The 24,644-nt window shown below is 66.8% G+C and carries 25 protein-coding genes; 18 read left to right on the top strand and 7 right to left on the bottom strand.

All coding sequences use genetic code 11. From position 1 onward, the window contains the following. Positions 1 to 1,209: cytochrome c biogenesis protein ResB (locus Y704_RS18795; RefSeq protein WP_035771506.1), on the top strand; the 1,209-nt coding region annotated here is incomplete at its 5' end. Beyond that, a complete protein-coding gene (gene ccsB / locus Y704_RS0103600; RefSeq protein ID WP_026549087.1) occupies positions 1,209 to 2,237 on the top strand; it encodes a c-type cytochrome biogenesis protein CcsB in 1,029 nt (342 codons plus the stop codon). The genes Y704_RS18795 and ccsB, both read left to right, overlap by 1 nt. A 242-nt stretch (positions 2,238 to 2,479) precedes the next feature. Here ccsB and Y704_RS0103595 read toward each other — a convergent pair whose 3' ends face one another. Beyond that, the gene (locus Y704_RS0103595) at positions 2,480 to 2,962 is read right to left on the bottom strand and encodes a PLDc N-terminal domain-containing protein (protein ID WP_026549086.1); all 483 of its coding nucleotides are present in this window, start codon (positions 2,960 to 2,962) and stop codon (positions 2,480 to 2,482) included. Positions 2,963 to 2,992: 30 nt separating this feature from the next. Between Y704_RS0103595 and Y704_RS0103590 the strand changes: the two genes are divergently transcribed. Continuing rightward, a complete protein-coding gene (locus Y704_RS0103590) occupies positions 2,993 to 3,307 on the top strand; it encodes a DUF4229 domain-containing protein (protein WP_026549085.1) in 315 nt (104 codons plus the stop codon). 3 nt (positions 3,308 to 3,310) lie between these two features. On the opposite strand, the gene Y704_RS0103585 is transcribed toward Y704_RS0103590, so the two are convergent. The 4 genes from Y704_RS0103585 to Y704_RS0103570 are packed head-to-tail and all read right to left on the bottom strand — an operon-like array spanning position 3,311 to position 6,825. After that, positions 3,311 to 4,195 carry a 1,4-dihydroxy-2-naphthoate polyprenyltransferase gene (locus tag Y704_RS0103585; protein WP_026549084.1) on the bottom strand — a complete coding sequence of 295 codons (885 nt, stop codon included), beginning with the start codon at positions 4,193 to 4,195 and terminating at the stop codon, positions 3,311 to 3,313. 47 nt (positions 4,196 to 4,242) lie between these two features. Beyond that, complete coding sequence (locus Y704_RS0103580; RefSeq protein WP_026549083.1) at positions 4,243 to 5,379, bottom strand: AMP-binding protein; 1,137 nt, start codon at positions 5,377 to 5,379, stop codon at positions 4,243 to 4,245. Positions 5,380 to 5,386: 7 nt separating this feature from the next. Continuing rightward, on the bottom strand, positions 5,387 to 6,340 hold the full coding sequence (locus Y704_RS0103575; RefSeq protein ID WP_026549082.1) for a 1,4-dihydroxy-2-naphthoyl-CoA synthase: 954 nt from the start codon (positions 6,338 to 6,340) through the stop codon (positions 5,387 to 5,389). A gap of 47 nt (positions 6,341 to 6,387) precedes the next feature. Next, positions 6,388 to 6,825, bottom strand: a complete 438-nt coding sequence (locus Y704_RS0103570; protein WP_026549081.1) for a VOC family protein — start codon at positions 6,823 to 6,825, stop codon at positions 6,388 to 6,390. A gap of 180 nt (positions 6,826 to 7,005) precedes the next feature. Between Y704_RS0103570 and Y704_RS0103565 the strand changes: the two genes are divergently transcribed. The 3 genes from Y704_RS0103565 to Y704_RS0103555 are packed head-to-tail and all read left to right on the top strand — an operon-like array spanning position 7,006 to position 9,808. Beyond that, positions 7,006 to 8,214 carry a thiolase family protein gene (locus tag Y704_RS0103565; protein WP_026549080.1) on the top strand — a complete coding sequence of 403 codons (1,209 nt, stop codon included), beginning with the start codon at positions 7,006 to 7,008 and terminating at the stop codon, positions 8,212 to 8,214. Beyond that, positions 8,214 to 8,960: an enoyl-CoA hydratase/isomerase family protein gene (locus Y704_RS0103560; protein WP_026549079.1), complete on the top strand. Its 747-nt coding sequence runs from the start codon at positions 8,214 to 8,216 to the stop codon at positions 8,958 to 8,960. The genes Y704_RS0103565 and Y704_RS0103560 overlap by 1 nt, the downstream gene beginning before the upstream one ends. Then, positions 8,960 to 9,808, top strand: coding sequence for a 3-hydroxyacyl-CoA dehydrogenase family protein (locus tag Y704_RS0103555; protein WP_035771436.1), 849 nt, complete (start codon positions 8,960 to 8,962; stop codon positions 9,806 to 9,808). Before Y704_RS0103560 ends, Y704_RS0103555 begins: the two co-directional genes overlap by 1 nt. Here the strand turns inward: Y704_RS0103555 and Y704_RS18790 are convergent. Next, positions 9,805 to 10,692 (bottom strand): SGNH/GDSL hydrolase family protein, encoded by an 888-nt coding sequence (locus tag Y704_RS18790; protein ID WP_051476658.1) that lies wholly within the window; start codon positions 10,690 to 10,692, stop codon positions 9,805 to 9,807. The genes Y704_RS0103555 and Y704_RS18790 overlap by 4 nt on opposite strands. A gap of 55 nt (positions 10,693 to 10,747) precedes the next feature. Between Y704_RS18790 and Y704_RS0103545 the strand changes: the two genes are divergently transcribed. Both Y704_RS0103545 and Y704_RS0103540 read left to right on the top strand, forming a co-directional pair. Continuing rightward, positions 10,748 to 11,347, top strand: a complete 600-nt coding sequence (locus tag Y704_RS0103545; RefSeq protein ID WP_026549077.1) for a GNAT family N-acetyltransferase — start codon at positions 10,748 to 10,750, stop codon at positions 11,345 to 11,347. A gap of 39 nt (positions 11,348 to 11,386) precedes the next feature. Beyond that, positions 11,387 to 11,890: a mycothiol transferase gene (locus Y704_RS0103540; RefSeq protein ID WP_343212805.1), complete on the top strand. Its 504-nt coding sequence runs from the start codon at positions 11,387 to 11,389 to the stop codon at positions 11,888 to 11,890. Here Y704_RS0103540 and Y704_RS0103535 read toward each other — a convergent pair. Then, a complete protein-coding gene (locus tag Y704_RS0103535) occupies positions 11,887 to 12,315 on the bottom strand; it encodes a PaaI family thioesterase (RefSeq protein ID WP_026549075.1) in 429 nt (142 codons plus the stop codon). The two genes, Y704_RS0103540 and Y704_RS0103535, sit on opposite strands and share 4 nt — an antisense overlap. Positions 12,316 to 12,450: 135 nt before the next feature. Between Y704_RS0103535 and paaZ the strand changes: the two genes are divergently transcribed. The 10 genes from paaZ (at position 12,451) to Y704_RS0103485 (ending at position 24,523) form a co-directional block, all read left to right on the top strand. Then, positions 12,451 to 14,535, top strand: coding sequence for a phenylacetic acid degradation bifunctional protein PaaZ (gene paaZ / locus Y704_RS0103530; protein ID WP_173401116.1), 2,085 nt, complete (start codon positions 12,451 to 12,453; stop codon positions 14,533 to 14,535). Between the two features lie 831 nt (positions 14,536 to 15,366). Continuing rightward, complete coding sequence (locus Y704_RS0103525; protein ID WP_275451052.1) at positions 15,367 to 16,236, top strand: glycosyltransferase family 2 protein; 870 nt, start codon at positions 15,367 to 15,369, stop codon at positions 16,234 to 16,236. 1 nt (position 16,237) lies between these two features. Then, positions 16,238 to 17,233 (top strand): glycosyltransferase family 2 protein, encoded by a 996-nt coding sequence (locus tag Y704_RS0103520; RefSeq protein WP_035771433.1) that lies wholly within the window; start codon positions 16,238 to 16,240, stop codon positions 17,231 to 17,233. 580 nt (positions 17,234 to 17,813) lie between these two features. Further along, positions 17,814 to 18,941: a hypothetical protein gene (locus Y704_RS18785; RefSeq protein ID WP_051476657.1), complete on the top strand. Its 1,128-nt coding sequence runs from the start codon at positions 17,814 to 17,816 to the stop codon at positions 18,939 to 18,941. Further along, positions 18,925 to 19,737 (top strand): glycosyltransferase family 2 protein, encoded by an 813-nt coding sequence (locus Y704_RS0103510; RefSeq protein WP_026549071.1) that lies wholly within the window; start codon positions 18,925 to 18,927, stop codon positions 19,735 to 19,737. The genes Y704_RS18785 and Y704_RS0103510 overlap by 17 nt, the downstream gene beginning before the upstream one ends. Beyond that, the gene (locus Y704_RS0103505) at positions 19,734 to 21,020 is read left to right on the top strand and encodes a lipopolysaccharide biosynthesis protein (protein ID WP_026549070.1); all 1,287 of its coding nucleotides are present in this window, start codon (positions 19,734 to 19,736) and stop codon (positions 21,018 to 21,020) included. Before Y704_RS0103510 ends, Y704_RS0103505 begins: the two co-directional genes overlap by 4 nt. After that, positions 21,017 to 22,795, top strand: a complete 1,779-nt coding sequence (locus tag Y704_RS0103500; RefSeq protein WP_026549069.1) for a hypothetical protein — start codon at positions 21,017 to 21,019, stop codon at positions 22,793 to 22,795. Before Y704_RS0103505 ends, Y704_RS0103500 begins: the two co-directional genes overlap by 4 nt. Next, a complete protein-coding gene (locus Y704_RS0103495) occupies positions 22,792 to 23,133 on the top strand; it encodes a hypothetical protein (RefSeq protein WP_026549068.1) in 342 nt (113 codons plus the stop codon). The genes Y704_RS0103500 and Y704_RS0103495 overlap by 4 nt, the downstream gene beginning before the upstream one ends. Then, positions 23,130 to 23,474 carry a hypothetical protein gene (locus Y704_RS0103490; protein WP_026549067.1) on the top strand — a complete coding sequence of 115 codons (345 nt, stop codon included), beginning with the start codon at positions 23,130 to 23,132 and terminating at the stop codon, positions 23,472 to 23,474. The genes Y704_RS0103495 and Y704_RS0103490 overlap by 4 nt, the downstream gene beginning before the upstream one ends. After that, positions 23,471 to 24,523, top strand: a complete 1,053-nt coding sequence (locus Y704_RS0103485; RefSeq protein WP_026549066.1) for a metallophosphoesterase family protein — start codon at positions 23,471 to 23,473, stop codon at positions 24,521 to 24,523. Before Y704_RS0103490 ends, Y704_RS0103485 begins: the two co-directional genes overlap by 4 nt. The last annotated feature ends 121 nt before the right edge of the window (positions 24,524 to 24,644 follow it).

Raw genomic sequence — 24,644 nt, 5'->3', positions numbered from 1 at the left:
AAACGCGGGTACCGCGTAGAGGTGCGGGACACCGGGACCGACCGGCCGTCGGTGGGGGCCGAACGCGGGCTCTCGAAGGAACTGGGGAACCTCGTCTTCCACACATCACTCATCGGGGTACTGATCTCCGTGGCCGTGGGGAGCCTATTCGGCTACAACGGACAGAAAATCATCGTGGAGGGTGACAGCTTCGTCAATACCCTCGTTGGCTATGACTCGTTCACACCGGGCTCGAACTTCTCGGGAGACCAGCTCGAGCCGTATTCCATCCGGCTGGACAACTTCGACGTGCAGTTCGACCGGTCGCCCACCAACTACGGGTCGCCCACCGACTTCACTGCCGACGTCACCACACAGGACGGACCGGGCGCTGAGCCCGAGGAGCAGGTCCTGAAGGTCAACGATCCCATCACCATCGGCGGCACCAGCCTGTACCTGGTGGGAAACGGGTACGCGCCGGTCGTCACCGTCCGCGACGGCGACGGCAACATCGCTCTCGAAGGTCCCGTGGTTGCAGTGCCCTCGGACGGCCTGTACACCTCACTGATGGTCATCAAGGCTCCTGATGCACAGCCCGAGCAGCTCGGGTTCGTGGGGTTCTTCCTGCCGACAGCGTCGGTGGACGAGGCCGGCGTTTCGTTCTCCAGTGATCCCGACCCGTTCAACCCGCAGTTGAACCTCAACGCCTACTACGGCGACCTGGGGCTGGACGAGGGAGATCCCAAGAACGTCTATGTCCTTGACACCGAGAACCTCACCGAACTGAACAGCCGCACCAGCGACGACGGCGGGATCGTCCTCGGCGCCGAGGAAACCTACGAACTGCCCGAGGGCAAGGGGTCCATCACCTTCGACGGACTTCGGCGCTATGTTGCCCTCGATGTCCACCATGATCCCGGGCAGTTCGGCGCGCTGGTGTTCTCGACGCTCGCGCTGACAGGGCTGTCGGCCTCGCTGTTCATCGGCAGGCGAAGGATGTGGGTGCGCACGGGCGCGCATGACGACGGGCGGGTGATGGTGGAGTACGGGCTCCTGGCCAGGGGCTCCGACCATCGGCTTCCTGCTGAAGCGAAGGCGGTGGAGGGTCTGCTTGCCAGATCCTGGCTGGTGCAGCAACCGAGCACAGGCGAAAATGAATTGCAGACCGCCGGAGCGCGCGCCGCCGGTTCCGGCACGGGGGAATCCCACAACGATGCGAAGGACAAGTAATGCCAAGCGTTAACACTGAACTGGGCGGAATCAGCGAGCTATTCATGCTGCTGGCGTCCATCGCCTACATGGCGGCGTTCGTCTTCTTCGTGCTGGACCTGGTGAAGTCGAGCAAGGCCATCAACGACGTCGAAGCCAGGCTTGCGGGCGAGCAGGCGGTGGCGTCGGAGCGCGCCGCCGCACTGGCCGGTGTGGGGGGTCGTCCGGGCGCTTCCGCAGCGCTGCCGCCCGACGCGGCCACTGCCGACGACTCGATGGATTACGGCTCCGGCCGCCCACGGTCCTCGGCCCGCGTCGCCGTGGCACTGACAGTACTTGCAGCCGCCATCCACGGGGTGGCAGTCATCACTCGCGGCTTCGCGGCGAATCGGGTCCCCTGGGGAAACATGTACGAGTTCTGCACCACGGGAGCATTCTTCGTCGCGGTGATCTTCCTGATCGCCATCACCCGCAAGGACCTGCGGTTCGTCGGGTCCTTCGTGATCGGCCTCGTGGTGATGATGCTGTGCGCCGCAACCGTCGGATTCCCCACCCCCGTGGCGAGCCTCGTCCCAGCCCTCCAGAGCTACTGGCTCGTAGTGCACGTATCGGTGGCGGTGGCGTCGTCGGCCCTGTTCACCATCACCTTCGCCATGTCGGTCCTGCAGCTGGTGCAGGCCTCGCGTGAGGGGAAGGTCGCCGCAGGCCGGCCCGACAATGCGAAGTTCATGCGGGTGGTCCCCTCCGCTCTCAGCCTCGAAAACCTGTCCTACCGGCTCAACGCGATCGCCTTCGTCGGCTGGACGTTCACGCTGATGGCCGGCGCCATCTGGGCCGAACAGGCGTGGGGACGGTATTGGGGCTGGGACGTCAAGGAAGTGTGGACCTTCGTCATCTGGACGGTCTACGCCGGGTACCTGCACGCCCGGGCCACCCGTGGCTGGACGGGGACCCGCGCCGCGTGGCTATCCATCGTCGGCTACGCCTGCATCGTGTTCAACTTCACCATCGTGAACATCTACTTCTCGGGCCTGCACAGCTACGCCTGAATCCAGCAACGCGCAGACGGTTCACGTTCCCGTTCCGACGGAAGTTGCGCACGTGTGGTGGGTGTCGGCGGCGTGGACCCGCCGTTGCTGCGCAACTTTTCGGTTCGGGTCATGAGTGACCGCGGCTGCTGCGTAGGTGTGGTGGGTGTCGGCGTCGTGGACCCGCCGTTGCTGCGCACCTTTTTGGTTCGGGGGCGTCGGGCGTCCGCTGGGGAGATGTGCAGGGTCCCGTCCCGGGTGAGCTAGGGGCCCTGGGGTCGCCCGGCATCGGTATTGGGGGGTCCGGCGTCGTCGTCGTTGGTCTGCCCTTGGACCGGGCCGGCCGCATTGCCAGGAGCGGCTGGACCGCTGCCTTTGTCGCCGTCCTCTGCGCCCTTGTTCTTCTTCGCCTCGCGGGCCTTCAGCTCCTGTTCCTTCCGACGCCGTTCTGCTTCGCGTGCCTGCTGGCGGCGCTTCGTCTCAAGGTTCTGGAGGAATTGGGGATCATCGTCCGGCGCGGTCGGATGGCGGCGGGCGGGCCGTCCGGGCCCCGGAGGGGCGGAGCGGGGACGGCCGAAGAGGAACCACATCGCGGTGCCGATAAGGGGCAGGAGGATGATGATGATGAGCCAGGCCGGCTTCGAAATGCTTCGCACCTCGTGCCGCTTGCTCATGATGCAGTCAATCAGTGCGTAGATGATGACAGCGACTCCAAGAATCGCCAGAAAGAGCAAGAGGCGCGGCATACACCAAGTGTAGGCGAGTAAACTTGAGCAGTGGCCTTCCTCAAATTCACAGCCCTTCGACTCCTGCTCGTGATCGTTTTCTTCGTCATCTGCATGTTCCTGCAGCTGGGGGCGGTGCTGTCCGCAGTAGTCGCCGCCATCCTTGCCTGGTGCATCACCTACCTGTTTTTCCGGCCGATGCGCGACGCCGCCGCCGCCAGCCTCCAGCGGCGTTTCAGGGATGGCGCGCCGCCGGTACGTAACGCGATGGAGCTCGACGACGCCGAAGCCGAGGATCGCTTCGATGCGAACGCAGCGGTGAACGCGGATCGCCGGCCCCGACCGGATCAGGCGCGGAACAACTAGCCGTCAGCCCTGACCGGTGGACAGCACGATCCCCAGCCCGAACAGTAGGCTGAAGGCCAGATTGATCAGTCCCGTCAACTTGAGAACGGGAATAAGCTCTTCGCGCCGGGAGCCGGTGAGCATCACCCTGCTCGGCCGAAGGCACGCGGGGATCAGCAGAAGAACCAGCATCACCCACGGGTAGCCGAGAATCAGCACCACGGGCAGCAGGACAGCTGTGGCCAACATCCCCACGTAGCTGGCCCGTGCGGCCCGGTCACCCAGCCGCACGGCGAGCGTCAGTTTCCCGGCCTCGCGGTCCGTGGGGATATCGCGCACATTGTTGGCCATGAGCAGTGCCGTGGCGATCAGCCCGGTGCCGAGGGCGCCGACCCATGCAGGAGCGCTCAGCTGGCCGGCCTGGGTGAAGGTGGTGCCGAGCGTCGCCACGAGGCCGAAAAAGACGAAGACGAAGATGTCGCCGAGCCCACGGTAGCCGTAGGGGTTCCTGCCTCCGGTGTAGCCCCAGGCAGCGGCGACGCAGCCGATTCCGACCAGCAGCAGGAACCATGCCTGCGAGAGCAGAATCAGCACCAGTCCTGCAGCCGTGGCGGCGGCGAAGCAGCCGAAGGCCGCGGATTTCACCTGACGGGGTTCGGCGGCGCGTGAGCCGGTGAGGCGCAGCGGGCCCACGCGGTTGTCATCGGTGCCCCGGATGCCGTCGGAGTAATCGTTGGCATAGTTGACACCGACCTGCAGCAGCACTGCCACGGCCGCAGCGAGCACCGCGTTCAGTGGCCGAAACGCGCCCAGCCCGTAGGCTGCTGCACTACCGATGATCACCGGAGCCAGGGCCATGGGCAGCGTTCGGGGGCGGGCTCCCTCGAGCCATTGAGCGGCAGTCGCCACGGTATTCCTTTGCTGGGTATCCACGGGTCGTTTGGCAGGAGGCTTCGTCAGGAGCCGGTTCTTGCGAGCAGTGCCTGGATTGTCCTGCGGTCGGGCTTCCCGCCCGGCAGGAGGGGCAACGCGTCGAGGGTCAGGACCGATTTAGGTACCGCGTGCGCGCCCAGTGCGTCATGCACACGCTGGCGCACCAGCTGAGTGTCCGCGGTTCCGACGACGGCGGCGGCCACCGCCATGCCCCACTGGACACTGGGAATGCCGACGACGAGCGCCTGGCTCACGCCCGGAATGGATTCGATGACGTCCGCCACCACGGCAGCTGACACCTTCAGGCCACCGGTGACGATGACGTCGTCCATCCTCCCGCCGACGGAGACGGTTCCGTCCGGAGCAACCTCTCCGGCGTCGTCCGTGCGGTACCAGCGCCGGCCCGAGTTGTAGGGGAAACGCTCGTCAGTGAGTTGAGGGCTGTTGAGATAGCCGTCCGCCAGGACCGGGCCGCCGATCCACAGTCGTCCCTCCTCGGAGGTGACCTGGACGCCGTCGAGCGGCACTCCGTCGTACACGCATCCCCCGCACGTCTCACTCATCCCATACGTGGTCACCACGTTCAACCCGTGTTTCCGAACCTCGCTGCGGAGGGGGGAGTTTGCGGGAGCACCGCCGAGCAGGATCGCATCGAAGCGCCGGAGGACCTTCAGGGTCTCCGGGGAGGGATCGGCAAGGAGCCGCTGCAGTTGGGTGGGCACCAGGGACGTGAACCGGATGCGGTCGGTCAGTTCCCCGGCTGCGGCGGTGAAGGTGTCGGCGTCGAAGGGTTGCGCGGTACCCACAACCCAGGGCTGGGTACCGGCGTAGAGCGAGCGCACGAGCACCTGGAAGCCTGCCACATAGGACACGGGGAGGGCCAGCAGCCACTGGCCTTCGGCCTTCAACGCCAGAGCTGTTCCCATGGCCGAGGCGGCGAGCGCGTCGACGCTCAGCATGGTCTGTTTGGGGGTGCCGGTGGAACCGGAGGTGCTGATGACCGCCGCAATCTCGTCATTGGGCAACTCGCCGTCGAACTGCTGGTCGGCCTCCAGGTGCGGAGCGACAGCGGGGCCTTCACCAGCCAGTGCGTCGGCCAGGGGCTTGAGAAGCGTCAGCGGGTCGAAATCGGAAGGTGTGTGAATGGGTAGGAGTTCCATGCGGGTCCTAGAAGTAGTAGGGGAAGGCCGACCAGTCGGGGTCGCGCTTTTCCAGGAAGGCTTCCTTGCCCTCGGTTGCCTCATCGGTCATGTACGCCAGGCGCGTTGCCTCACCGGCGAAGACCTGCTGGCCCGCAAGGCCGTCGTCGGCCAGGTTGAAGGCGAATTTCAGCATCCGGATGGCCTGGGGGCTCTGGCGGGCGATGTCGGCGGCGTAGCGCAGCGCCGTCTCCTCCAGCAGTTCGTGGTCCACTGCCTCGTTCACGGCCCCGGCGGTCACCATGTCTTCAGCGGAATACTCGCGGGCCAGGAAGAAGATCTCGCGGGCTTTCTTCTGGCCGATCTGCCGGGCGAGCAGTGCTGAGCCGTACCCTGCGTCGAAGCTTCCCACGGTGGCGTCCGTCTGCTTGAAGCGCCCGTGCTGCCGGGAGGCGATCGTGAGGTCGGCCACCACGTGGAGGCTGTGTCCGCCGCCCGCTGCCCAGCCGTTGACCACGGCGATGACAACCTTCGGCATGGTGCGCATCAGTCGCTGCACCTCCAGGATATGGAGGCGACCGGCCCGTGCAGGGTCGATCGTCTCCGTCGTCGTTCCTTCCGCGTAGCGGTAGCCGTCGCGTCCGCGGATCCGCTGGTCGCCGCCCGAACAGAAGGAGTGCCCACCGTCCTTGGGAGACGGGCCGTTACCCGTCAGCAGGACGCTTGCGACGTCGGGGGTCATCCTGGCGTGGTCCATCGCGCGATACAGCTCATCCACGGTGCCGGGGCGGAATGCATTGCGAACTTCCGGTCGGTCGAAGGCGATCCGCACCGTGGGCAGGTCCCGCAGGATGCGCCCGCCGGCATCCCGTTCCACCTGGCGGTGGTAGGTCAGGTCGGCGAAGTCCTCGAAGCACGACACCACGCGCCACCTCAGCGGGTCGAAGGTGTCGGATACCTGGGGAGGAAGATCGAATGTCACTCACCGAGTCTAGCCGGGCGCCCTGCCTCGGACAGGCTGCCGTAGGGCTAGCCGAGGCAGAACTCGTTGCCCTCCGGGTCGGCCATGGTGTACCAGGTGTGCGGGCCCTGGGAGCCCGCGTGGATGAACCTCGCGCTCCGCGCCTCGAGGGACGCGCGCAGGGCATCCTTGTCCTCGCCGTCGAGATTGATGTCCACATGCACACGGTTCTTGGTGCTTTTGGCCTCAGGTACGGGTTGGAACAGGATGCGCTGCCGGCCCTTGCGTCCCACGTCCTCAGCACGGCAGATCGCGGCGCCGGCCTTCCAGACCCTGGTGCCCCCGTGCTGCAGCAGTTCGTCGGGCCGGGCATAGCCGGCCTCGAGCATCCTGTCGACGAAGGCCTGGTCCGTCGGCTCGACGATCCAGTCCAGGGTCTCGGCCCACCAGTCGGCTTGCGCGTGGGGATTCGTGCTGTCGATGGTGATCTGGATCGCGAAAGCCATTCAGAAAGGCTAGGAGGTCGACACCGCAGATGGAAGTGGATCGCGGACAATGACGGCCCCCTGAGCCCGGGCCGGAGGCTGATGCGGGGTGACCGCCGACCGATCCTGCTACAGTTTTTACAGAACGATCGGTCGGTAAATGCCGGCTTCGAGAACCCGACGACGACGATGGAGACGGCCATGGCGGAAGCTTTCCTGGTGGGCGGGGTCCGAACCCCCGTCGGTAGGTACGGCGGAGCGCTCTCGAGCGTTCGCCCGGACGACCTCGCAGCACTGGTGGTGCGGGAAGCCGTGAGCAGGGCGGGGATCGACCCCTCGACCATCGACGAGGTGATTCTCGGGAATGCGAACGGCGCCGGCGAGGAGAACCGCAACGTGGCCCGCATGGCGACCCTTCTCGCGGGGCTGCCGGACACCATCCCTGGCATCACCGTCAACCGCCTGTGCGCCTCGGGGCTCTCAGCGATCCTCATGGCCTCGCACATGATCAAGGCGGGCGCCGCCGACATCGTGGTCGCGGGCGGCGTCGAATCCATGAGCCGGGCGCCCTGGGTGATGGAAAAGCCGGCGAGGGCCTTCGCCAAACCGGGAGACGTCTTTGATACCTCCATCGGCTGGCGGTTCACCAATCCCCAGTTCGCGGCGACGGACAAGCTCACCTACTCGATGCCCGAGACGGCCGAGGAGCTCGCCACCGTGGACGGCATCTCACGCGACGACGCCGACCGGTTTGCCCTGCGCTCCCACCAGCGCGCCCTTGCCGCCATCGAGGCGGGCCGGTTCGACGACGAGATCGTCGCGGTCCAGGTCAACCAGGGGAAGCGCTCCTTCTCCGTCACCACCGATGAGGGCCCGCGCTCCGACACCAGCCTGGAAACGCTGGCGGGCCTCCGCCCGGTGGTGCGGCCGGACGGCGTGGTCACGGCAGGCAACTCGAGTTCACTGAACGACGGCGCCTCAGCCGTCATCGTCGCATCCGAAGCCGCGGTGAAGCGCTTTTCCCTCTCGGCGCGCGCCCGCATCGTCGACGGAGCCTCGGCGGGCGTGACCCCCGAGATCATGGGCATCGGCCCGGTCCCGGCCACGCAGAAGATTCTGCAGCGCACGGGGCTCGGGATTGGCGACCTCGGCGCCGTTGAACTGAACGAAGCGTTTGCCGCGCAGGCCATCGCCTGCATCCGCCGGCTGGGGTTGAACGAGGACATCGTGAACCGCGACGGCGGCGCGATCGCCTTGGGGCATCCGCTGGGTTCCTCCGGGTCACGCATTGCCATCACCCTCATGGGTCGGATGGAGCGGGAGCTGCGCAGCGGTGGCCCGGGTCTTGGACTCGCGACGATGTGCGTGGGAGTGGGACAGGGAACTGCGATGCTGCTTGAGGCCGTGTGATGGAGATCCCGGCCACTCTCCGCATCGACGATACCGACGGCAGGCTGCTGGTACAGCTCGACCGGCCCGAGGTGCGCAACGCCATCGACCAGCAGATGGTGGACGAGCTCCATGAGGTGTGCGGCCGGCTGGAGCGTGAGCCACGAATCCTGATCCTCGCCGGCTCGAACGGTGTTTTCGCTTCAGGGGCGGACATCGGTCAGCTCCGAGAACGACGCCGGGACGACGCCCTTGCGGGGATCAACTCGGCCCTCTTCACGAGGATCGCCCGGTTGCCGATGCCGGTGATCGCCGCACTGGACGGTTATGCGCTCGGCGGGGGAGCGGAGCTGGCCTACGCCGCTGATTTCCGGATCGGGACGCCCAGCCTGAGGATCGGCAATCCCGAAACAGGCCTGGGAATCCTTGCAGCAGCGGGTGCCACCTGGCGCCTGAAGGAACTGGTGGGGGAGCCGCTGGCCAAGGAGATCCTGCTGGCGGGCAGGGTGCTGCGGGCCGAGGAAGCGCTTGCAGCCCGCCTGATCACGGAGATCCATGAGCCGGAGGCACTGCTCGATGCTGCACACGCACTCGCGGACCGCATCGCCGCACAGGATCCACTTGCCGTACGGATCACGAAAAGTGTGTTCCATGCGCCTGCAGGGGCCCACCCGGTGATCGACCAGCTGGCGCAGGGCATCCTCTTTGAATCCGATGCGAAGTTCGACCGAATGCAGGAATTCCTCGACCGGAAGAAGGACCGCTGATGCCCATCCCGACGCGCGTTGGAGTACTGGGCGGCGGGCGGATGGGCGCGGGTATCGCGCACGCCTTCTGCCTTGCCGGCGCCGCCGTGGTCATCGTTGAGCGCGACGAACCCGCGGCGGCAGCGGGCAGGGACCGGGTCGAGTCCGCGCTCGCCAAGAGCGTGGAGCGGGCCACTACGGGGGAGACCCTGGGCAGCCTCGTTTCCCGGGTGTCGGTGGCCACGGACTACGCGGCCTTCGAGGGGTGCGGTCTCGTGGTCGAAGCGGTGCCCGAGGACTTCGCCCTCAAGGCATCGGCCTTGAAGCGCGTCGAAGCGGAACTGCAGGCCGGCGCATGGCTCGCCACCAATACGTCGTCGCTCTCCGTGGATGCATTGGCGGCGCACCTGGCGCGGCCCGCAGAGTTCTGCGGCCTCCATTTTTTCAACCCTGTTCCAGCATCAACCCTGATCGAAGTGGTCCTGGGGGCGACGACGTCGTCACGTACCGCTGACGCTGCGAGGGAATGGGTCACTGCCCTGGGCAAAACCCCGGTGGTCGTGAATGATGCGCCGGGCTTTGCAAGCTCACGGCTGGGGGTGGCCATCGCCCTCGAAGCGATGCGCATGGTCGAGGAGGGAGTGGCCTCCGCCGCCGACATCGACACCGCAATGGTGCTCGGGTACAAGCACCCGGTGGGACCGTTGCGGACCACGGACATCGTGGGGCTCGACGTTCGGCTGGGAATTGCCGAGTATCTCGAATCGGCCCTCGGTGCCCGGTTCGCACCGCCGGCCATCCTTCGGGAGAAGGTGGCCCGCGGTGAGCTGGGGCGGAAGGCCGGGAAGGGCTTCTTCGACTGGAGCTAGTTCCTGCCGACCTTTCCGGGTCTCGTCAGATCCACCTGCTCCTGAACCGCCGCAAGGTAGCCCAACTCGTAACCTTTGGCGTTCGGGTGCAGATCATCGAACTCGCTTTGACCGCTGAATTTGATCCAGGGCTCCGGCGAGCCGATTCCATGCCCAGTGAACTTCCCCACGGTGTCGACGTAGATGAACCCCTCGTCTTCCGCCGTCTCCTCGATTACGGCGTTGACGGCATCCGTCGCCGCATTGAATCGGACGGCGTTGGCGCTGAGCGGGCCCAGCCTACCGAGTTCCGGGGAGAACAGGTGGGGGTATCCCGTGACCACGACGGTCGCTTTGGGTGCTGCATCGTCGATCTGCTCGTAAAGGGACTCAAGTAAGTCGTCCAGATCCGGGAGCAGGGTTTCCTCGGTGTTCCTGATAGCCAGCGTGCAAAGCGACTCGGGTCCGAAGCATGCTGTGGCGACTGCTCCGAAGCCGACGTCGTTACCGCCTGCCGAAACGGTGACCAGATCAGTGCGCTTGTTCAGGACGTCGGCGGACTGGAGGGCTGCCACCTGCTCGGGAAGATCCACAGCACCGCCCGGCACGAATGAGGCGAGCGCTCCGGCGCAGGTGGCGTTTCCCACCAGCTCGACCTTTCTCCTTGCATCGAGGAGGCCAGGCAACCCGAGCGGCGATTGCCCGCAGTACCCGTAGGAGTCCACGCTGGAGCCGTCGGGGCGGGCGCCGAAACCGGAGGCATAGGAATCACCGAGGGCTACGTAGTCGATCGGACCGGGTGAATGGGCGGCAGCAGGGCTGACGCCGGCGCTGGTGAACGCGAGTGCGGAGAGAAGGGTAAGGGCGCCTGCGCGGCGTCGGGCGGGGCGGGGATGCTTTCTCATGGATACAAGGTACTCCCGCTGGTCTCCCGCGCGCGCATATTGTATAGATGAAATCATGACTTTCTCTGCCGGGACGCTGAGCGGCTCCCGTGTAATCCTTGAGCCGCTGTCCCGGAGTCACCGGATGGGGCTCGTTGACGCTGTCCAGGACGGCAGGCTATGGAACCTCTGGTACACCCGCATTCCTTCGCCGGAAGCAATGGGAGACGAGATCGACCACCGCCTCGCGCTCCAGGAAAGCGGCAGCATGGTGCCGTTCACCGTGCTCGACGCGCGGACCGGCGTCGTGATCGGCATGACGACCTACTGCAACATCGACCGCACAACCCCCCGCGTGGAGATCGGTTACACCTGGAGCCGGGCCTCCTTTCACCGCTCGGGCTCCAACGCAGACAGCAAGCTCCTCCTGCTGACCCACGCCTTCGAGGTGGAGGGCTGCGCTGCCGTCGAGTTCCGCACCCACTGGCACAACCTGCAGTCACGCGGCGCGATTGCCAGGTTGGGTGCCAAACAGGACGGTGTGCTGCGCGCGCACCTGCGGATGCCGGACGGCACCGTCCGTGACACAGTGGTCTTCTCGATCACCGCGCCGGAGTGGCCGATGGTGCGGGCAGGGCTCGAGTACAGGCTCAGCACAGGGGCGGCCGGCCGGTGAAGAGCGAACCCGCGGATGAATGAGGATGAGGTGGTTCGAGTGTCAGACGTACTCCTTGAGGCATACGGCAGGTTGCCCGCTCTGGTGGGTGCTGCAGTGGAAGGACTCGACGGCGATGCCCTCGTGACGCGGCCGGGCGGCATCGGCAATTCCATCGCCTGGCTCGTGTGGCATCTCACCCGGGTACAGGACAATCACTTCGCCGATGCTTTCGGCGAGGACGAGTTGTGGCTGAGGGACGGCTGGGCGGAGCGGTGGAGGCTTGCGCTGGATCCGCTCGACACTGGTTACGGTCACTCCAGCGCCCAGGTCGACGCGGTAAACGTGACGTCATCGCTGCAGCTCATCGAGTATTTCAACGCGGTGCACTCGCGTTCCCTGCTGCTGATTCGGGGCCTGACGGACGAGGACCTTGAGCGCGTGGTCGATGAGAAGTGGGATCCTCCGGTGACGCTGCTGGTCCGGCTGGTGTCTGTGCTGGATGACTGCGTGCAGCACGCGGGCCAGGCAGCGTACGTGCGGGGAATCGTTTCGAGCGCCTAGGCGGGGTTCGGCCGGTCCAGCAGCAGGTTGGTGATGCGCATGCTGCACAGGCGTGCGCCGTCGTCATTGGTGAGAACCACCTCATGGGTGGTGAGCGTGCGGCCCAGGTGGATCGGCGTTGCCGTGATGGTGACCATGCCTGAGCGCGCGGCCTTGTGGTGGGTGGCCGAGACGTCGACGCCGACGGCGGTCTTTCCCAGGGTGCTCGCGTGGATCACCGCGGCCCAGGAGCCGACGGCCTCGCCCACGGCCAGGGACGCCCCGCCGTGCAGTAGCCCGAAGGACTGCCGGTTCCCCTCCACGGGCATCGATGCCACAACCTTCTGCACCGACTGCTCCAGGATCCGCACCCCCATCTTCTCGTCGAGCTCGCCCAGCACGATACGCCAGGGTTCACTCGCTGCGGCGTCGGTCTCTTCGCTCATGAAGCACTCCTCGGGGCTGCCGGCGGAATTGCCGGTTAATGTACGCTGGATATATTACCGAACGTCCGTTCAGTTAGTCCCGACGGCACCTCCGCTGGACGCCCGGGCGCACGCTCCATGGAAGGCGAGTCGACGATGACTTCAACAATTCAAGCGGTAGACATAGTTCCCAGCTTCATCGAGGACGCCTGGTGGACGCCGTCCCAGGCGGCTGTCCGCGACGGCTCCGGCACCGTGGTGAGGGATGCCAGCACCGGCGAGGAGCTTGCCGTCGTCAGCACCGACGGGCTCGACACCGCCGCCGCGGTGGGATACGCCCGCGCGGCGGGTCAGGCCGCGCTCGGCGCCTTCACCTTCCACGAGCGGGCGCTCCAGCTCAAGGAGCTGGCCCAGTACCTCAACGCACACCGCGAGCCGCTGTATGAACTCTCGGCCCGCACGGGTGCAACCCGCGGCGACTCCATGGTGGATATCGATGGCGGCATCGGTGTCCTCTTCACCTTCGGGTCCAAGGGCAGGCGCGAACTGCCGAACGCTCAGGTGATCGTCGACGGGCCCGCCGAGACCCTGTCCAAGGACGGCTCGTTCCTCGGAACCCACATCCACACCCGGCTCCCCGGGGTGGCCGTCCAGATCAACGCGTTCAACTTCCCGGTATGGGGCATGCTCGAGAAGCTGGCGCCGGCCTTCCTCGCGGGAGTCCCCACGATCGTCAAGCCGGCCACTCCCACCGGATATCTGACCGCCGCCGTCGTGAAGCTGATCATCGAATCCGACATCCTGCCACGCGGAGCGCTGCAGCTGATCTCAGGACCGGCACGTGACATCCTCGACTACCTCGACTACCGCGACATGGTCTCCTTCACCGGCTCGGCGTCCACCGCGAACCACCTGAAGTCCCACCCCAGCGTGGCCACCGGGGGCGTGCGCTTCACCTCCGAGACCGATTCCCTGAACGCCGCCATCCTGGGCCCGGACGCCGCGCCCGGCACGCCCGAGTTCGAGGCGTTCATCAAGTCGCTCGTCACCGAGGTCACCGTCAAGGCCGGGCAGAAGTGCACCGGCATCCGCCGCACCATCGTGCCCAGGGACCTGGTCGACGACGTCGTCGCTGCCGCCGGCGAGCGGATCCAGCAGCGGGTGACCCTTGGTGATCCCCGGGCGGAGGGCGTCACGATGGGCGCGCTCGCGTCCCGGGAGCAGCTGGAGGGCGTCCAGGGTGCTGTCCGTGAGCTGTTGGCCTCGGGTGGCTCCCTCGCCTACGGCTCCCTCGACGCCCCGGACGTCACCCACGCAGACAGCTCGATCGCACCGGCTCCGGACGGTGCCTTCATGGCGCCCGTCCTGCTGACCTGGGAGGACGTCGAAGCCGGCGCGCTGCACTCGGTGGAGGCCTTCGGTCCGGTGGCCTCGGTGATCGGGTACGACGACGTTGCGCACGCCGTCCGGCTTGCCGCGCTGGGTGCGGGATCGCTCGTGGCAACCGTCTGCACCAACGATCCGGATATTGCCCGGGAGCTGGTCACGGGTATCGCCGCACACCACGGCCGGGTACTGATCCTGAATCGTGAGGATGCCCGCTCCTCCACCGGCCACGGCTCACCCGTGCCGCACCTGGTGCACGGAGGGCCGGGGCGCGCCGGTGGCGGCGAGGAGCTGGGCGGAATGCGCTCGGTACTCCACCACATGCAGCGCACCGCGCTCCAGGGATCACCCAACATGCTCACCGCGGTCACCGGCGTGTGGCACGTGGGTGCGGACCGCTCCTTCGGGGAGGTCCACCCGTTCCGCAAGAACCTTGCCGAGCTGCGGATCGGCGACGCCGTCACGTCGGACCTCCGGAAAGTGACATTGGAGGACATCACCGCCTTCGCCGACACCACGGGAGACACGTTCTACGCCCACACGAACCAGGAAGCGGCGGCGGCCAATCCGTTCTTCCCCGGAATCGTGGCACACGGGTACCTGCTGCTGTCCTGGGCCGCAGGGCTCTTCGTCGACCCGGAGCCCGGCCCCGTGCTCGCGAACTACGGTCTTGAGACGCTGCGCTTCCTCACTCCCGTGGCGGCCGGCGATTCGATCCGCGTAACCCTCACCGCGAAGCGGATCACGCCGCGCGAGACGGACGAGTACGGCGAGGTCGCCTGGGACGCAGTGCTGACGAACCAGCACGACGACGTCGTGGCCACCTACGATGTGCTGACGCTCGTCGAGAAGTAGCGCGCGGGCAAACGTGTGTCGGGCGTCAGCCAGGTTAGGTCCAGGTGTAGCCCTGCGATTGCCCAAGTAGCGAGTACCGGGGCAGCCTTCGATTCCGGCGCTCTTCAGTCGGAAGCCGATACGCCCTACCCACGAACTGCTGTCGCAGAGGCCCGGCTGCCCTTCGGGCGGCGTGAACGGAGCAGCTACGTTCTCCGAGATGCGCCCATGCAGGAATTGGCATCGGTTTAGCGCTGGCCCATGATGGCGGGCGGTGGCAATTCAGGCGGATCGGGCCAGAGCGCCTTGGCGTTCCTGCCGGAAGAGCGCCAAGAATCAGGCCAGGTAATTCCCCTTCAATTTACTATTCGGGATTGTGCAGAGATAGAAATTACCCGCCGCAGGCATCGACCGCATCGTGCATCACGGCTAACGCCTTCGATTCCGCGCAAAGTTTTACAAAGTCGAAAATGCCCTGATGAAATAGGCCAAACGCCAACGGGTACCCCTTGCTACCTAACGCGCATATGGGACAGGCCCCCGATGTACCTAACAGATCACTCTGCGTTGCCCCTCCACCCCTAGATCCGGCGGGCGCACGAAGCGCTCTAGGTAGGATTCGGCATGAAAGCGAGTACTCACTACTGGTGTTTACATGGCCGGGTCGGAATATGGTCGACGGATGATCAGAGTTACTCAATTGGGGGGGTGGAATCCTTTTAGGGGCACTGGCTGGATTACGCGCCCCGGATTAGTCCCAGTGGCCGAGGAATGGACCAAGGCCCGGTGAGCACTTCTGCGGTGTGCTCCTTCAGCAGCGCGTCCCACTGGCCAGAACTTTCCCCACACGACATGAAATTGGTGAGGCATTTGTCTATTTCCACCCAGCTCCCAACTTCGTTCTCCAGGCCGGCGGCAGCGCCGGAGAGAGCGTCAATAAGCGTCGTAATCCCAACTCTGAACGAGGCCAAAAACGTCCCTTGGGTCCTTCGGCGTATGCCTTTCTACGTGGACGAGGTCGTGATTGTTGACGGTCGTTCCACCGACAATACGGTTGAGGTGGCGCGGGCACTCCGCAATGACATCGTGGTGGTGAACGAGCAGCGCAAAGGCAAAGGTGTCGCGCTACGATCAGGATTCGCTGCAGCAACGGGCGACATCATCGTCATGCTGGACGCTGATGGAAGCATGGATCCCCAGGAAATTGGCTGGTTCGTTTCGCCCCTCCAGCATGACTATGACTTCGTCAAAGGTTCCCGGTACGTCACTGGAGGGGGCTCGGAGGACCTGACTTGGCTGCGGCGAACAGGAAACCGTGCGCTGACCGGGTTGGCCAACGCCGTTCTTCACAGCAACTACTCGGACCTTTGCTACGGCTACATCGCTTTCCGGAAAGAGTGCCTGGAAGTTCTGCAGCTGAAATCCGACGGATTTGAAATCGAGACGGAACTGATTGTCAAGGCTGCGAAGGCGGGCCTCCGAATTGCCGAAGTCCCCAGCCTGGAACTGGACCGCATCTCCGGGGCCTCAAATCTCCAGACTTTCCGGGACGGCTGGCGGGTGCTGGGGACAATGGCCCATGAGTGCCTCCTATGGGAGGCCCCCACTGCCGGCGCACGCCCCGAGGCACTGCGCCGCGTGAAGTACGCCTACGCCAACGTGAGCTTCCCGCGAACGCCCACCGATCCGCAAAGTGTTCTTCCCGTACTAAGCGTGGCCTGACGTGACATACGTTTTTCCCCCAAGTGTCACCGTGATCGTCTGCACCTACACGGCTGAGCGCTGGGGCTGGCTGCTGGACGTAATCGAGTCCCTCCGCGCGCAAACCTGCGCACCTAAAGAAGTCCTGGTGGTCATCGACCACAACGAGGAACTGTACGAACGGTTAACCGGGACTGTCGGTGACGTCACCGTCGTGAGAAACACCGGCCCGCGCGGACTCTCCGGGGCACGCAACACTGGCGTAGATCTAGCGGACTCAGACGTCGTCGCCTTTCTCGATGACGACGCCGAGGCCGCGCCGGACTGGCTCGAACGCCTAACGGCGCTCTATGACGATCCTGAGGTGCTCGCAGTGGGCGGTCGGGTGGAACCAGTCTGGGAGTCGGGGCGTCCCGGTTACTTCGGTGAAGAGCTGGACTGGATCGTTGGCTGCAGCCACCGGGGCTTGCCACAGGTTGCATCCGAAGTCAGGAACGTGATCGGCGCCAACATGTCGTTCCGGTTCGACGTCATACGAAAAGTGGGCGGTTTCAATCTTTCCCTGGGACGGCGGGGGCTCACTCCCTTGGGCTGTGAGGAAACCGAGATCTGCATTCGGTCGACGATGGGCGCCCCTGGGTGCCGCATCGTCTACGAGCCCGCCGCGCTGGTGCGCCATCATGTACCTGCAGTCAGAGGGACGATTCGCTACATGCTTTCAAGGTCCTGGTCGGAAGGGATTTCGAAGGCCCAAGTCAGCCACGTCGTGGGGCACAAGCGGGCCCTCGGTCCAGAGCGCCGATACGTTCGCAGCATCCTTCCAAGGGCCGTTTTTTCAGCGATGAATGACTGGAGTCGTGGCGATCCTGCCGGCCTTGGCCGCGCGGCCGCCTTGGTGGCGGTCGTAACCTGCACGTCGGCAGGCTACCTACGGGGACGCCAGCTTGCGCATTTTCCCGTACGCCGCCAGAACCAGCCAGTCCTGGCCGGAGTCAGTCCGTGGCGGGAAGTGCAGTGAACCGGGTTTCATCCATGGAGGCTGCGGACACCTGGGACAAAGCCCTCGAGGTGCTTCCCGGGCAAGGTGAGGCTTTTCACCACGAGGATAACAGGACTTGAAGGATGAGGATTCATGGAGCTACAACCTGGGAGGAGGAAGGGCGCGCGTGGCTGCCTCCCACGTTCCATTCGGTCGTGGGGTGCTCGTACATCGGGCAGCCGACGCACCGCTCGCGTGTGCGCAACCCGATCGGCGCCAACATGTCGACCCGCGCCCCTCGCGGCCGGCAGCTTCTCCGAACGGGCCGGTTGGGTAGGCCCCTCCCCGCTGGGATGCGAGGAGACCGAGCTGGCCATCCGGATCGTACGGGATGCACCCGGCTCGTACATCGCCCTCGCACCGAGCCCGGTCGTGCACCCTTTCGCCATGAGCGACCACGTGCCGCCGCGGTGGTGGCCGGGTGTGAAGTCGCGGCCAGCTACCTGCACGGTCGCGCGACCACCGATCCATCCGTCGCCGCGACGACACCGTCGATACGGCCGAGACCAGCAACACCAGCAACACCATTCGACCGACATCAGCCAGACAGGGGACTATCATGCGCACCTCGCAAACTAGGGCACTGAACTTCGACATCCACGGCCGCGTGACCATCCGCGTCGACGCGAAGGCACCGGCAGCGAGGCAGCTCCAGACCATGCTGGCGTGTTTCGCCACCGCCACCGACACCGAACGGCCGGCCGACATCGTCGTCGATGCCCGGCCGGAGCCGATGCCGGATGCGGGTCTGCTTGAGCACGAGCTCGCCTACACGGAGAACAGTGTGCGCTTCCAGGCCGATCGGGTCCAGGTCGTGAGGGACGCGGAGCAGTGGCGCATTCACGGGCCGGGCGAGCTGTTGACCTCGGTGGTCCCTATTCTCGATGCCGCCATGGTCGGTCGAGGAGCCGGCATGATCCACGCGGCAACGATGGCGTACCGGGGTCACGCGATCGCCCTTCCCGCCGCCGGAGGAACTGGTAAGACGAGCACCGCCGCCAAGCTGATGCGACGTGAGGGCTGGTCGTTCATGGGCGACGACTGGGCCTTCCTCGCCGAGGACGCCACGCTGCTCGGCTACGCGAAGCCGATGTTCATCAAGCCGCACCACCGGACCATCTACCCCCACCTGTTCGAAGGTGCCCGGAAGCCCCTCGTTCCGTCACAGCTCTCGCAGAGCGTCGGCCGTCTCACTACGGTGGTCCACCCGTACGTCATCCGTTACCCGCGCGTCGCGGACTTCTCCCGGCGGTGGTCGCCGGAGCACCGCATGGTCGAGCCCGGGGCCGCGTTCCCGGGGCGAGAAGTGACGACCTCGGCTCCGCTCGCGGCCGCCGTCTACATCGAGCGCTTTGAAGGCGCCCAGTCCCGGATCGTCGAGCGGACGAAGGAGTGGATGGTCGATCGCATGCTCGGCAACTTCCACATCGAGATGGCGGGCTTCTCGCAGCAGGTCGTCACCGGCCTCGCAGCCACGTCCGTCGTTCCGTGGCGCGAGCACTTCGAGGCGAAGGGGGACGTCCTGAGCAAGGCGCTCGACGGACGGCCCTGTCACCTGCTGCAGGTGCCCTCCGCATACACCGCGGATGAGGCGTCGGACGACATCGTCCGGTTTCTCGAGCAATTGCTGCCATCGGTCCTCGACGAGCAGCCCTGGGAGGTGGGTTACGGTGGGTCACAGTCTTGATGAGGTCACCGCGGTCGTTCCGGCCCGCAACGCGGAGCACCTGCTGCCGCGTTGTCTGGAGGCCCTGCGTAAGTCGGGCGTCGCCGAGATCATCGTCGTGGACGGATGCTCCACCGACGGCACCGTCGGCCTCGCCGAAGCGGCCGGCGCCCTGGTTCTGAGCGACGAGGGTCGCGGCCTGCCATGGGCTCGAACGCTCGGCGTGCAGAGCAGCAGCACCCGTTGGGTCCTGCTCGTCGACGCCGACGTCGTTTTCGGGCCCACGGGGGTGGCCGACCTGCTCTCGGAACTGGTCGAGGGCGGCTATGACGCTCTCCAGGCCGGCCTGGAGAGCGTCGCTGGACCGGGCTATTGGGGGCAGGCGCTGGCGTATCACCATCGGACCGGCCGTAGCCGCAACTGGTTCGGGCTCGTGGCGACACTCGTCGACCGAGACCTGCTGCTGGACGTGGGTTTCGACGACTCGTTCAAGTCGGGGGAGGACATCGAGCTGCGTTGGCGGATGCGGGAGTCGGGCCTGCGAACGGCTGTGTCCCGCCGGGTCGTCGTCGAACATCGTTTTGCCGCGGACGACTTCGCCTTCGCGCTGGACCAGTTCCTCATGGACGGAACGGGACTGGGAAAGATGATCCGTAAGCACGGCTGGCGCGGTGCGAGATTGGCGCTCCTGCCCGCCGCCGCGGCAGTCCGGGGCAGCGCCTTGAGCCTCACCGCGGGGCAGCCCCGGTGGCTGCGTTATTACGCCGCCTTCTGCTGGTACAACTACGCAGGCCTGGCGAGGGGCCTCACGTTGTGAGGGCCGACCGGGGGACCGCTGTCGTGGACGCCTCGACCGTCCGGCAGTCGACCCTGCGCAGCTGGCTCGGCCTCATCCTGGGCAAGGTTGCCCAGACGGGCGCGGGTTTCGCTTTCTGGGTCGTGGCCGCACGCGCGACGTCCGACCGTGAGATCGGGCTGACCGTGGCCGCGGTCTCGGCGGTGATGATCTGCACCCAGCTCGCGACGCTGGGTGCCGGGTCGGCCGTGATCGTCGCGGTCGGGCGGGGAGAGCCGCCCGCGCGGGTGCTGGACACGGCGTTCGCCATCGTGGGAGTGGCCGGCACCATGCTGGCCCTCGGCTACCTCGTGCTGCAGTCAACCGTGGCGCCGGACACGGCGTTGGTTTCGGTTCTCTTCTGGCTCACGTTCCTCCTGGCTGCCGTCACCGGCACACTGATCATCGTGCTGGACCAGGCGTTCGTGGCGTTGGGACGCGGTAGCAGCGCGACCCTGAGGTACTCGTTGGGCGGCGGGGTCGCACTCGGGGCTGTAGCCCTCGTGGCCTGGCGGGCGCACGGTGCCTCTGCCGACGTGCTGATGGCCTGCTGGACCCTCGGAGCGACCGTGTCGTGCATCGTCGGTGCGGTCCAGCTGCGAAGACTGGTCGGCTACCGGCCGCGACCGTCCCTGCGCTCGGCGGGCCGCGTCCGTCCACTGCTGGCGCTGGGCATTCCGCACCAGCTCCTCACCCTCACCGAGCGCGCGCCCGGGCTCGTGCTGCCGCTCCTGCTCGCGCACATGGTGGCACCGGAGGCCGCTGCCTACTGGTATCCCGCATGGATGATGGCCTGGACCGCCTACACCGCGCCGATGCTGATGGGCATCGTCCAGTTCTCCGAGGGTGTCCGTGACCCGGCCCGCCTGGTGTCGACCACCTGGGCGAGTCTCCGCTGGTCGCTCGCCGTGGGAGGTTCGGCGGCCGTCGTCCTCGCCCTATTCGCCCGCCCGCTACTGGGTCTGCTGGGGGAGCAGTACGCCGACGCGTCCGCCGGCGCCCTGCGGTGGCTGGCGGCCGGGCTGGTAGCGTACGCGGTGCTGCAGGCCTACAACGCCGTCTGCCGCGCCCGCGGTCTCTACGTGGAGGCGATCGTGGTCGGTGTGACAGTCGGAGTCGCCCTCTGCGCCTCAGCATTGTCGGTCGCTGACAGGGGTGCCAGCGCCATGGCCCTTGCATGGCTGGTGGTGCTCTCCATAGCGGCCGTGGCGGTCGGCGTCCGGCTGGTCGCCGTCCTCCGGCGCGTCACACAGGACGCGCCATGATCAGCACGCTCGATGTGACCAGCCGTACCGAGGGACGCTGGAAGCGCCGTGACCTCTGGTGTGCACTTGCGGGTGTCGTGTCGCTGGCGCTTGCCGCCGGGGCCGCCTCCACGGTTGATGTACCCGTGAACAGCGACCTCGGGCTCGTCGCCGTGCTGCCCTTCCCTTTCTGGGCGGGGGTCCTGCTTCTGAACGCCGCCTTCATCGTGGCACTGCGGGGCGATGCTGCGGGCCCGGCGCGCCGCCCGGTCATGATCTGGCTCATCGTGGTGCTCGTGCTCGTACTCTTCGGGACCGCATCCTTCGTGACGGACATACCGCGGGGTGAGGTCGCGTTCCGTCATCTCGGTATCGCCGACGCCCTCTCGCGTACCGAGGGGATCGACCCGACCATTGACGGGTACTTCAACTGGCCGGGTTTCTTCGCTCTCCTGGCGACGGTGCTCGGGGCGACCGGTCTCGACCCGGCGACCGTCGCCCTGTGGGCGCCGGTTTTCCAGGTAGGGCTGTGGCTCGCTGCCGTGAGCGTGCTGACGGGCTACCTGACGAGCGATCCGCGACGGCGCTGGCTCGTGCTGTGGCTCTTCTGCCTCGGCAACTGGCAGGACCAGGACTACCTGTCCCCGCAGGCCTTCGGCTTCTTCCTGTATCTGGTCGTGATCGCCCTGGTCGTCGGCCCGCTGGCCGCGCGGCCCCCCAGGATCCACGGCTTCCGACCCGCCGACCTGGTGGCGTGGTGGCGAGGGCGCTCGCCCGCCGAGCCCCGGCCGGGACACCGGGTGAGCGCCCTCGCGGTGGCCATCCTGCTCGTCACGGTCATCAGCGCGAGCCATCAGCTGACGCCGTTCATGGTGGTCATCGCCATCGCCGCTCTCACCCTCAGTGGACATGTCTGGACCAGCCGGCTGGTGCTGATCACCGCAGTCGTGCTGACGCTCTGGCTCGTCTACCCCGCGAGTGCCTATCTTGTCGGGCACCCACCCCTGGCGGACGCAGGGCTGAAGGTCGCGACCGAGGCGAACGTGATCGACCGCGTGAGCGGGACCGCCGGGCATGTCCTCGTGGTGCAGATCCGGATCGTTCTCACTGTCGTGCTGTGGGCGCTCGCCGCGGCGGGGGCCGTGCGCGACTGGCGCAGAGGGCGTCTCGATATCCGGGTGGTCCTCCTCGCCCTCACCCCTTTGCTGCTCTTCCCCGCGCAGGCGTACGGCGGTGAGATGCTCATCCGCATCTCGCTGTTCGCGCTGCCCTTCATCGCCCTGCAGGCGTGCTCGGTCCTGCTTCCCACGGACGGCAGCACACGCCCCTCCTCCCGCGCCGCGGCGGGCCTTGCGCTCACCTGCTTCCTGCTGGCCGTGCTGATTGTGACGGGTCGGTACGGGAACGCGAAGTACGACGTCTTCACCGACGGTGAGCTCGACGCCGTCGCCGCCGTGCAAGACCTCGCACCCCCCGGCTCGTCCATCGTCTCGGCTGCCAATCCGACGCCGTGGCGCAGCGAGGAATACCTCGAGCATCGGTACCGGACGATCACCGACCTGTGTCTGGCCGACTTGTCGCCGGCGACGTGCGGCCCACTCGTCTACGACTACGCCCGGACCAACCCTTCCGGTGCCGTCGTGCTGCTCACGCGCTCGTCGGAGGCAAGTCTTGTGCTCCAGGGCACGAGCAGCGCGGGCGAGTTCGCCGAGCTGGAGGAGTGGCTGAGCGTGCAGGACGGCGTGGAGCTCGCGTTCAGCAATGCCGACGCGCGCGCGTACGTGGTGGCGCGATGAGTGCCGGCGGTATCAGCCGGCTCACCGTGGCGCTCGGTCTCGCAGCCGTCGCGCTGGCGCTGGCAACGCTCGTCGGGCTGCCGACACCGCTGCAGGTGGTTGCCGCGATAGGCATTCTCGTCCTGCTCCCGGGGCAGGCACTGGTCCGACTCATACAGGTCAAGGACCTCGCGCTCGGTGTGCTGCTCGTTCTGGCGCTCGGCCTCGCCACGCTCACGGCGGTGTCCACGGCCATGTTCTACCTTGCTGTGTGGTCGTGGCAGGCGTGCGTCGTCACAATGGGCGTCATCACGGTTCTCGCGTGCCTGGCACGCGCACGGCAGGAGGCGGCGGCATGATCATCGACCTGGCGGGACTGCTCGCGACTGCCATCCTGCTCGTCACCCTTGTCGCGCTCGAGTTCCGACGCGTCGTCGGAGTGGACACGGGCCCGTCTTCAGCAGGTGACCGACCTCCCGCCCGTCACGCTGCTCCTCCTGGTGCTCTGCCTCGCTTTGCGGTCATGGCAGGCGTGCGTCGTCACGACGGGCGTCATCAACGTCCTCGCGTGCAGGGCACGCGCCCGGCAGGCGGCGTGCTGATCGACCTGGCGGGAACGGTGAGCCGCAGGGCCGTCGTCGTCATGTGGATCATGTACCTGGTCCTCGTCCTTCCACGCGTGGTGGGACTGCTCGTATGAGCAGTGCGGCGCGGTGGTGGCTCCTCAGCGACCTCCACCTGGGCCTGTCGGACGACGACCCCCGACACCCCGGCAGGGTGCTGCCCGAGTTCCTTCGCCGCGAGGTGCTCGCAACCTCCGATCGGCAGCTGCACGCCGCCTTCGTCGGTGACACGTTCGAGCTGGTCGGGCTCACCGAGGACGAGAGTCTGTCCCGGCTCGAGTCCATCGTCGCCCACCACGCCGACGCGTTCCGGGCACTGGAGGCGTGTGCGGCGCGCGGCGTGCAGCTGCACTTCGTGTGCGGAAACCACGACGTGGAGCTGGCCAGGCCCTCGGTCGCCGCGCGCCTGTCGGCGTTGCTGTCGCCCGGAGAACCCACGCGGGTTCGGGTGCACCCGTGGTTGCTGCACGTACCCCACGTGCTCGTGGCCGAGCACGGGCACCAGCACCACGCGCTGCACCGGATACCCGAGGTGCTCCGTGCGGCGATCAACGGCACCGACGAGCTGGGCCCCCCACCGCTCGGCGCCTGGAACGCCCATCCGTCGAGGTCGCGCCTGAGCCGCGCCCGGGCCGTCGCCCGGGCATGCCTGGCGTCCGAGCGGGCGGAGCGCCGCGTCCGGGGGCTCGCGTACGACGAGCTCTTGCAGGCGGAATCACTTCGGCTTGCGCTCGACGGGGTGGCCGTTCGGGACCTCGCGCGCCTGTCTCGGTTCCGGACGGTGTCGGCGCTCCCGGTCGCCGCGACGCGCATGGTGCTCGCGGCCATCGGGCGCAGAATCACCAGCGAGGAGGCTCCTGCTGCGGCGGGCCGGTTCGCACGTACCCTCGAGACGCACGGTTCCGGGGTGGCCTGGTACCTCTCAGGCCACACCCACAGGGCTCTCGAGTCGGCTCTCGAGGCGTGCCCCACCCGGTACGTCAACACCGGCACGTGGTGTTCGGACGTCCGCGGTCGCGGACCTGACCAGTCGGACCGTCGGGCATTCCCGTACGCCGTGGTGGACGTCGCCCGCGACGGCACCACCAGCGGAGGGCTGCGGTACTGGCGTCCGGACGGTGGCTGAGCGGAACCAGGGTCAGCGCGCCGGCCGCGCGGCCTTGCACGCGCGTGTGCAAGGAATGGGCCGGCGAGCCGCCGGGCCGGGACCGCCTACGCCTACCTGCATCATGCCCTGGATGACCGCT

The organism is Arthrobacter sp. Br18, assembly GCF_000520555.1.
In the GTDB taxonomy this organism is placed as follows: Bacteria; Actinomycetota; Actinomycetes; order Actinomycetales; family Micrococcaceae; genus Arthrobacter_D.
Note: the sequence above shows the minus strand (reverse complement) of the source record. Positions and strands in the feature narration are given on the sequence as shown.

Bases quoted from the DNA above. Each gene is read 5' to 3' on its own strand.
- Y704_RS0103495 (WP_026549068.1), top strand. From the start codon at position 22,792: ATGAGTGCCGGCGGTATCAGCCGGCTCACCGTGGCGCTCGGTCTCGCA.
- Y704_RS0103595 (WP_026549086.1), bottom strand. From the start codon at position 2,962: ATGCCGCGCCTCTTGCTCTTTCTGGCGATTCTTGGAGTCGCTGTCATC.
- Y704_RS0103555 (WP_035771436.1), top strand. From the start codon at position 8,960: ATGCCCATCCCGACGCGCGTTGGAGTACTGGGCGGCGGGCGGATGGGC.
- Y704_RS0103545 (WP_026549077.1), top strand. From the start codon at position 10,748: ATGACTTTCTCTGCCGGGACGCTGAGCGGCTCCCGTGTAATCCTTGAG.
- Y704_RS0103560 (WP_026549079.1), top strand. From the start codon at position 8,214: ATGGAGATCCCGGCCACTCTCCGCATCGACGATACCGACGGCAGGCTG.
- Y704_RS0103490 (WP_026549067.1), top strand. From the start codon at position 23,130: ATGATCATCGACCTGGCGGGACTGCTCGCGACTGCCATCCTGCTCGTC.
- Y704_RS0103535 (WP_026549075.1), bottom strand. From the start codon at position 12,315: ATGAGCGAAGAGACCGACGCCGCAGCGAGTGAACCCTGGCGTATCGTG.
- Y704_RS0103525 (WP_275451052.1), top strand. From the start codon at position 15,367: ATGAAATTGGTGAGGCATTTGTCTATTTCCACCCAGCTCCCAACTTCG.
- Y704_RS0103570 (WP_026549081.1), bottom strand. From the start codon at position 6,825: ATGGCTTTCGCGATCCAGATCACCATCGACAGCACGAATCCCCACGCG.
- paaZ (WP_173401116.1), top strand. From the start codon at position 12,451: ATGACTTCAACAATTCAAGCGGTAGACATAGTTCCCAGCTTCATCGAG.
- Y704_RS18785 (WP_051476657.1), top strand. From the start codon at position 17,814: ATGCGCACCTCGCAAACTAGGGCACTGAACTTCGACATCCACGGCCGC.
- Y704_RS0103565 (WP_026549080.1), top strand. From the start codon at position 7,006: ATGGCGGAAGCTTTCCTGGTGGGCGGGGTCCGAACCCCCGTCGGTAGG.
- ccsB (WP_026549087.1), top strand. From the start codon at position 1,209: ATGCCAAGCGTTAACACTGAACTGGGCGGAATCAGCGAGCTATTCATG.
- Y704_RS0103580 (WP_026549083.1), bottom strand. From the start codon at position 5,379: ATGGAACTCCTACCCATTCACACACCTTCCGATTTCGACCCGCTGACG.
- Y704_RS0103500 (WP_026549069.1), top strand. From the start codon at position 21,017: ATGATCAGCACGCTCGATGTGACCAGCCGTACCGAGGGACGCTGGAAG.
- Y704_RS18790 (WP_051476658.1), bottom strand. From the start codon at position 10,692: ATGAGAAAGCATCCCCGCCCCGCCCGACGCCGCGCAGGCGCCCTTACC.
- Y704_RS0103485 (WP_026549066.1), top strand. From the start codon at position 23,471: ATGAGCAGTGCGGCGCGGTGGTGGCTCCTCAGCGACCTCCACCTGGGC.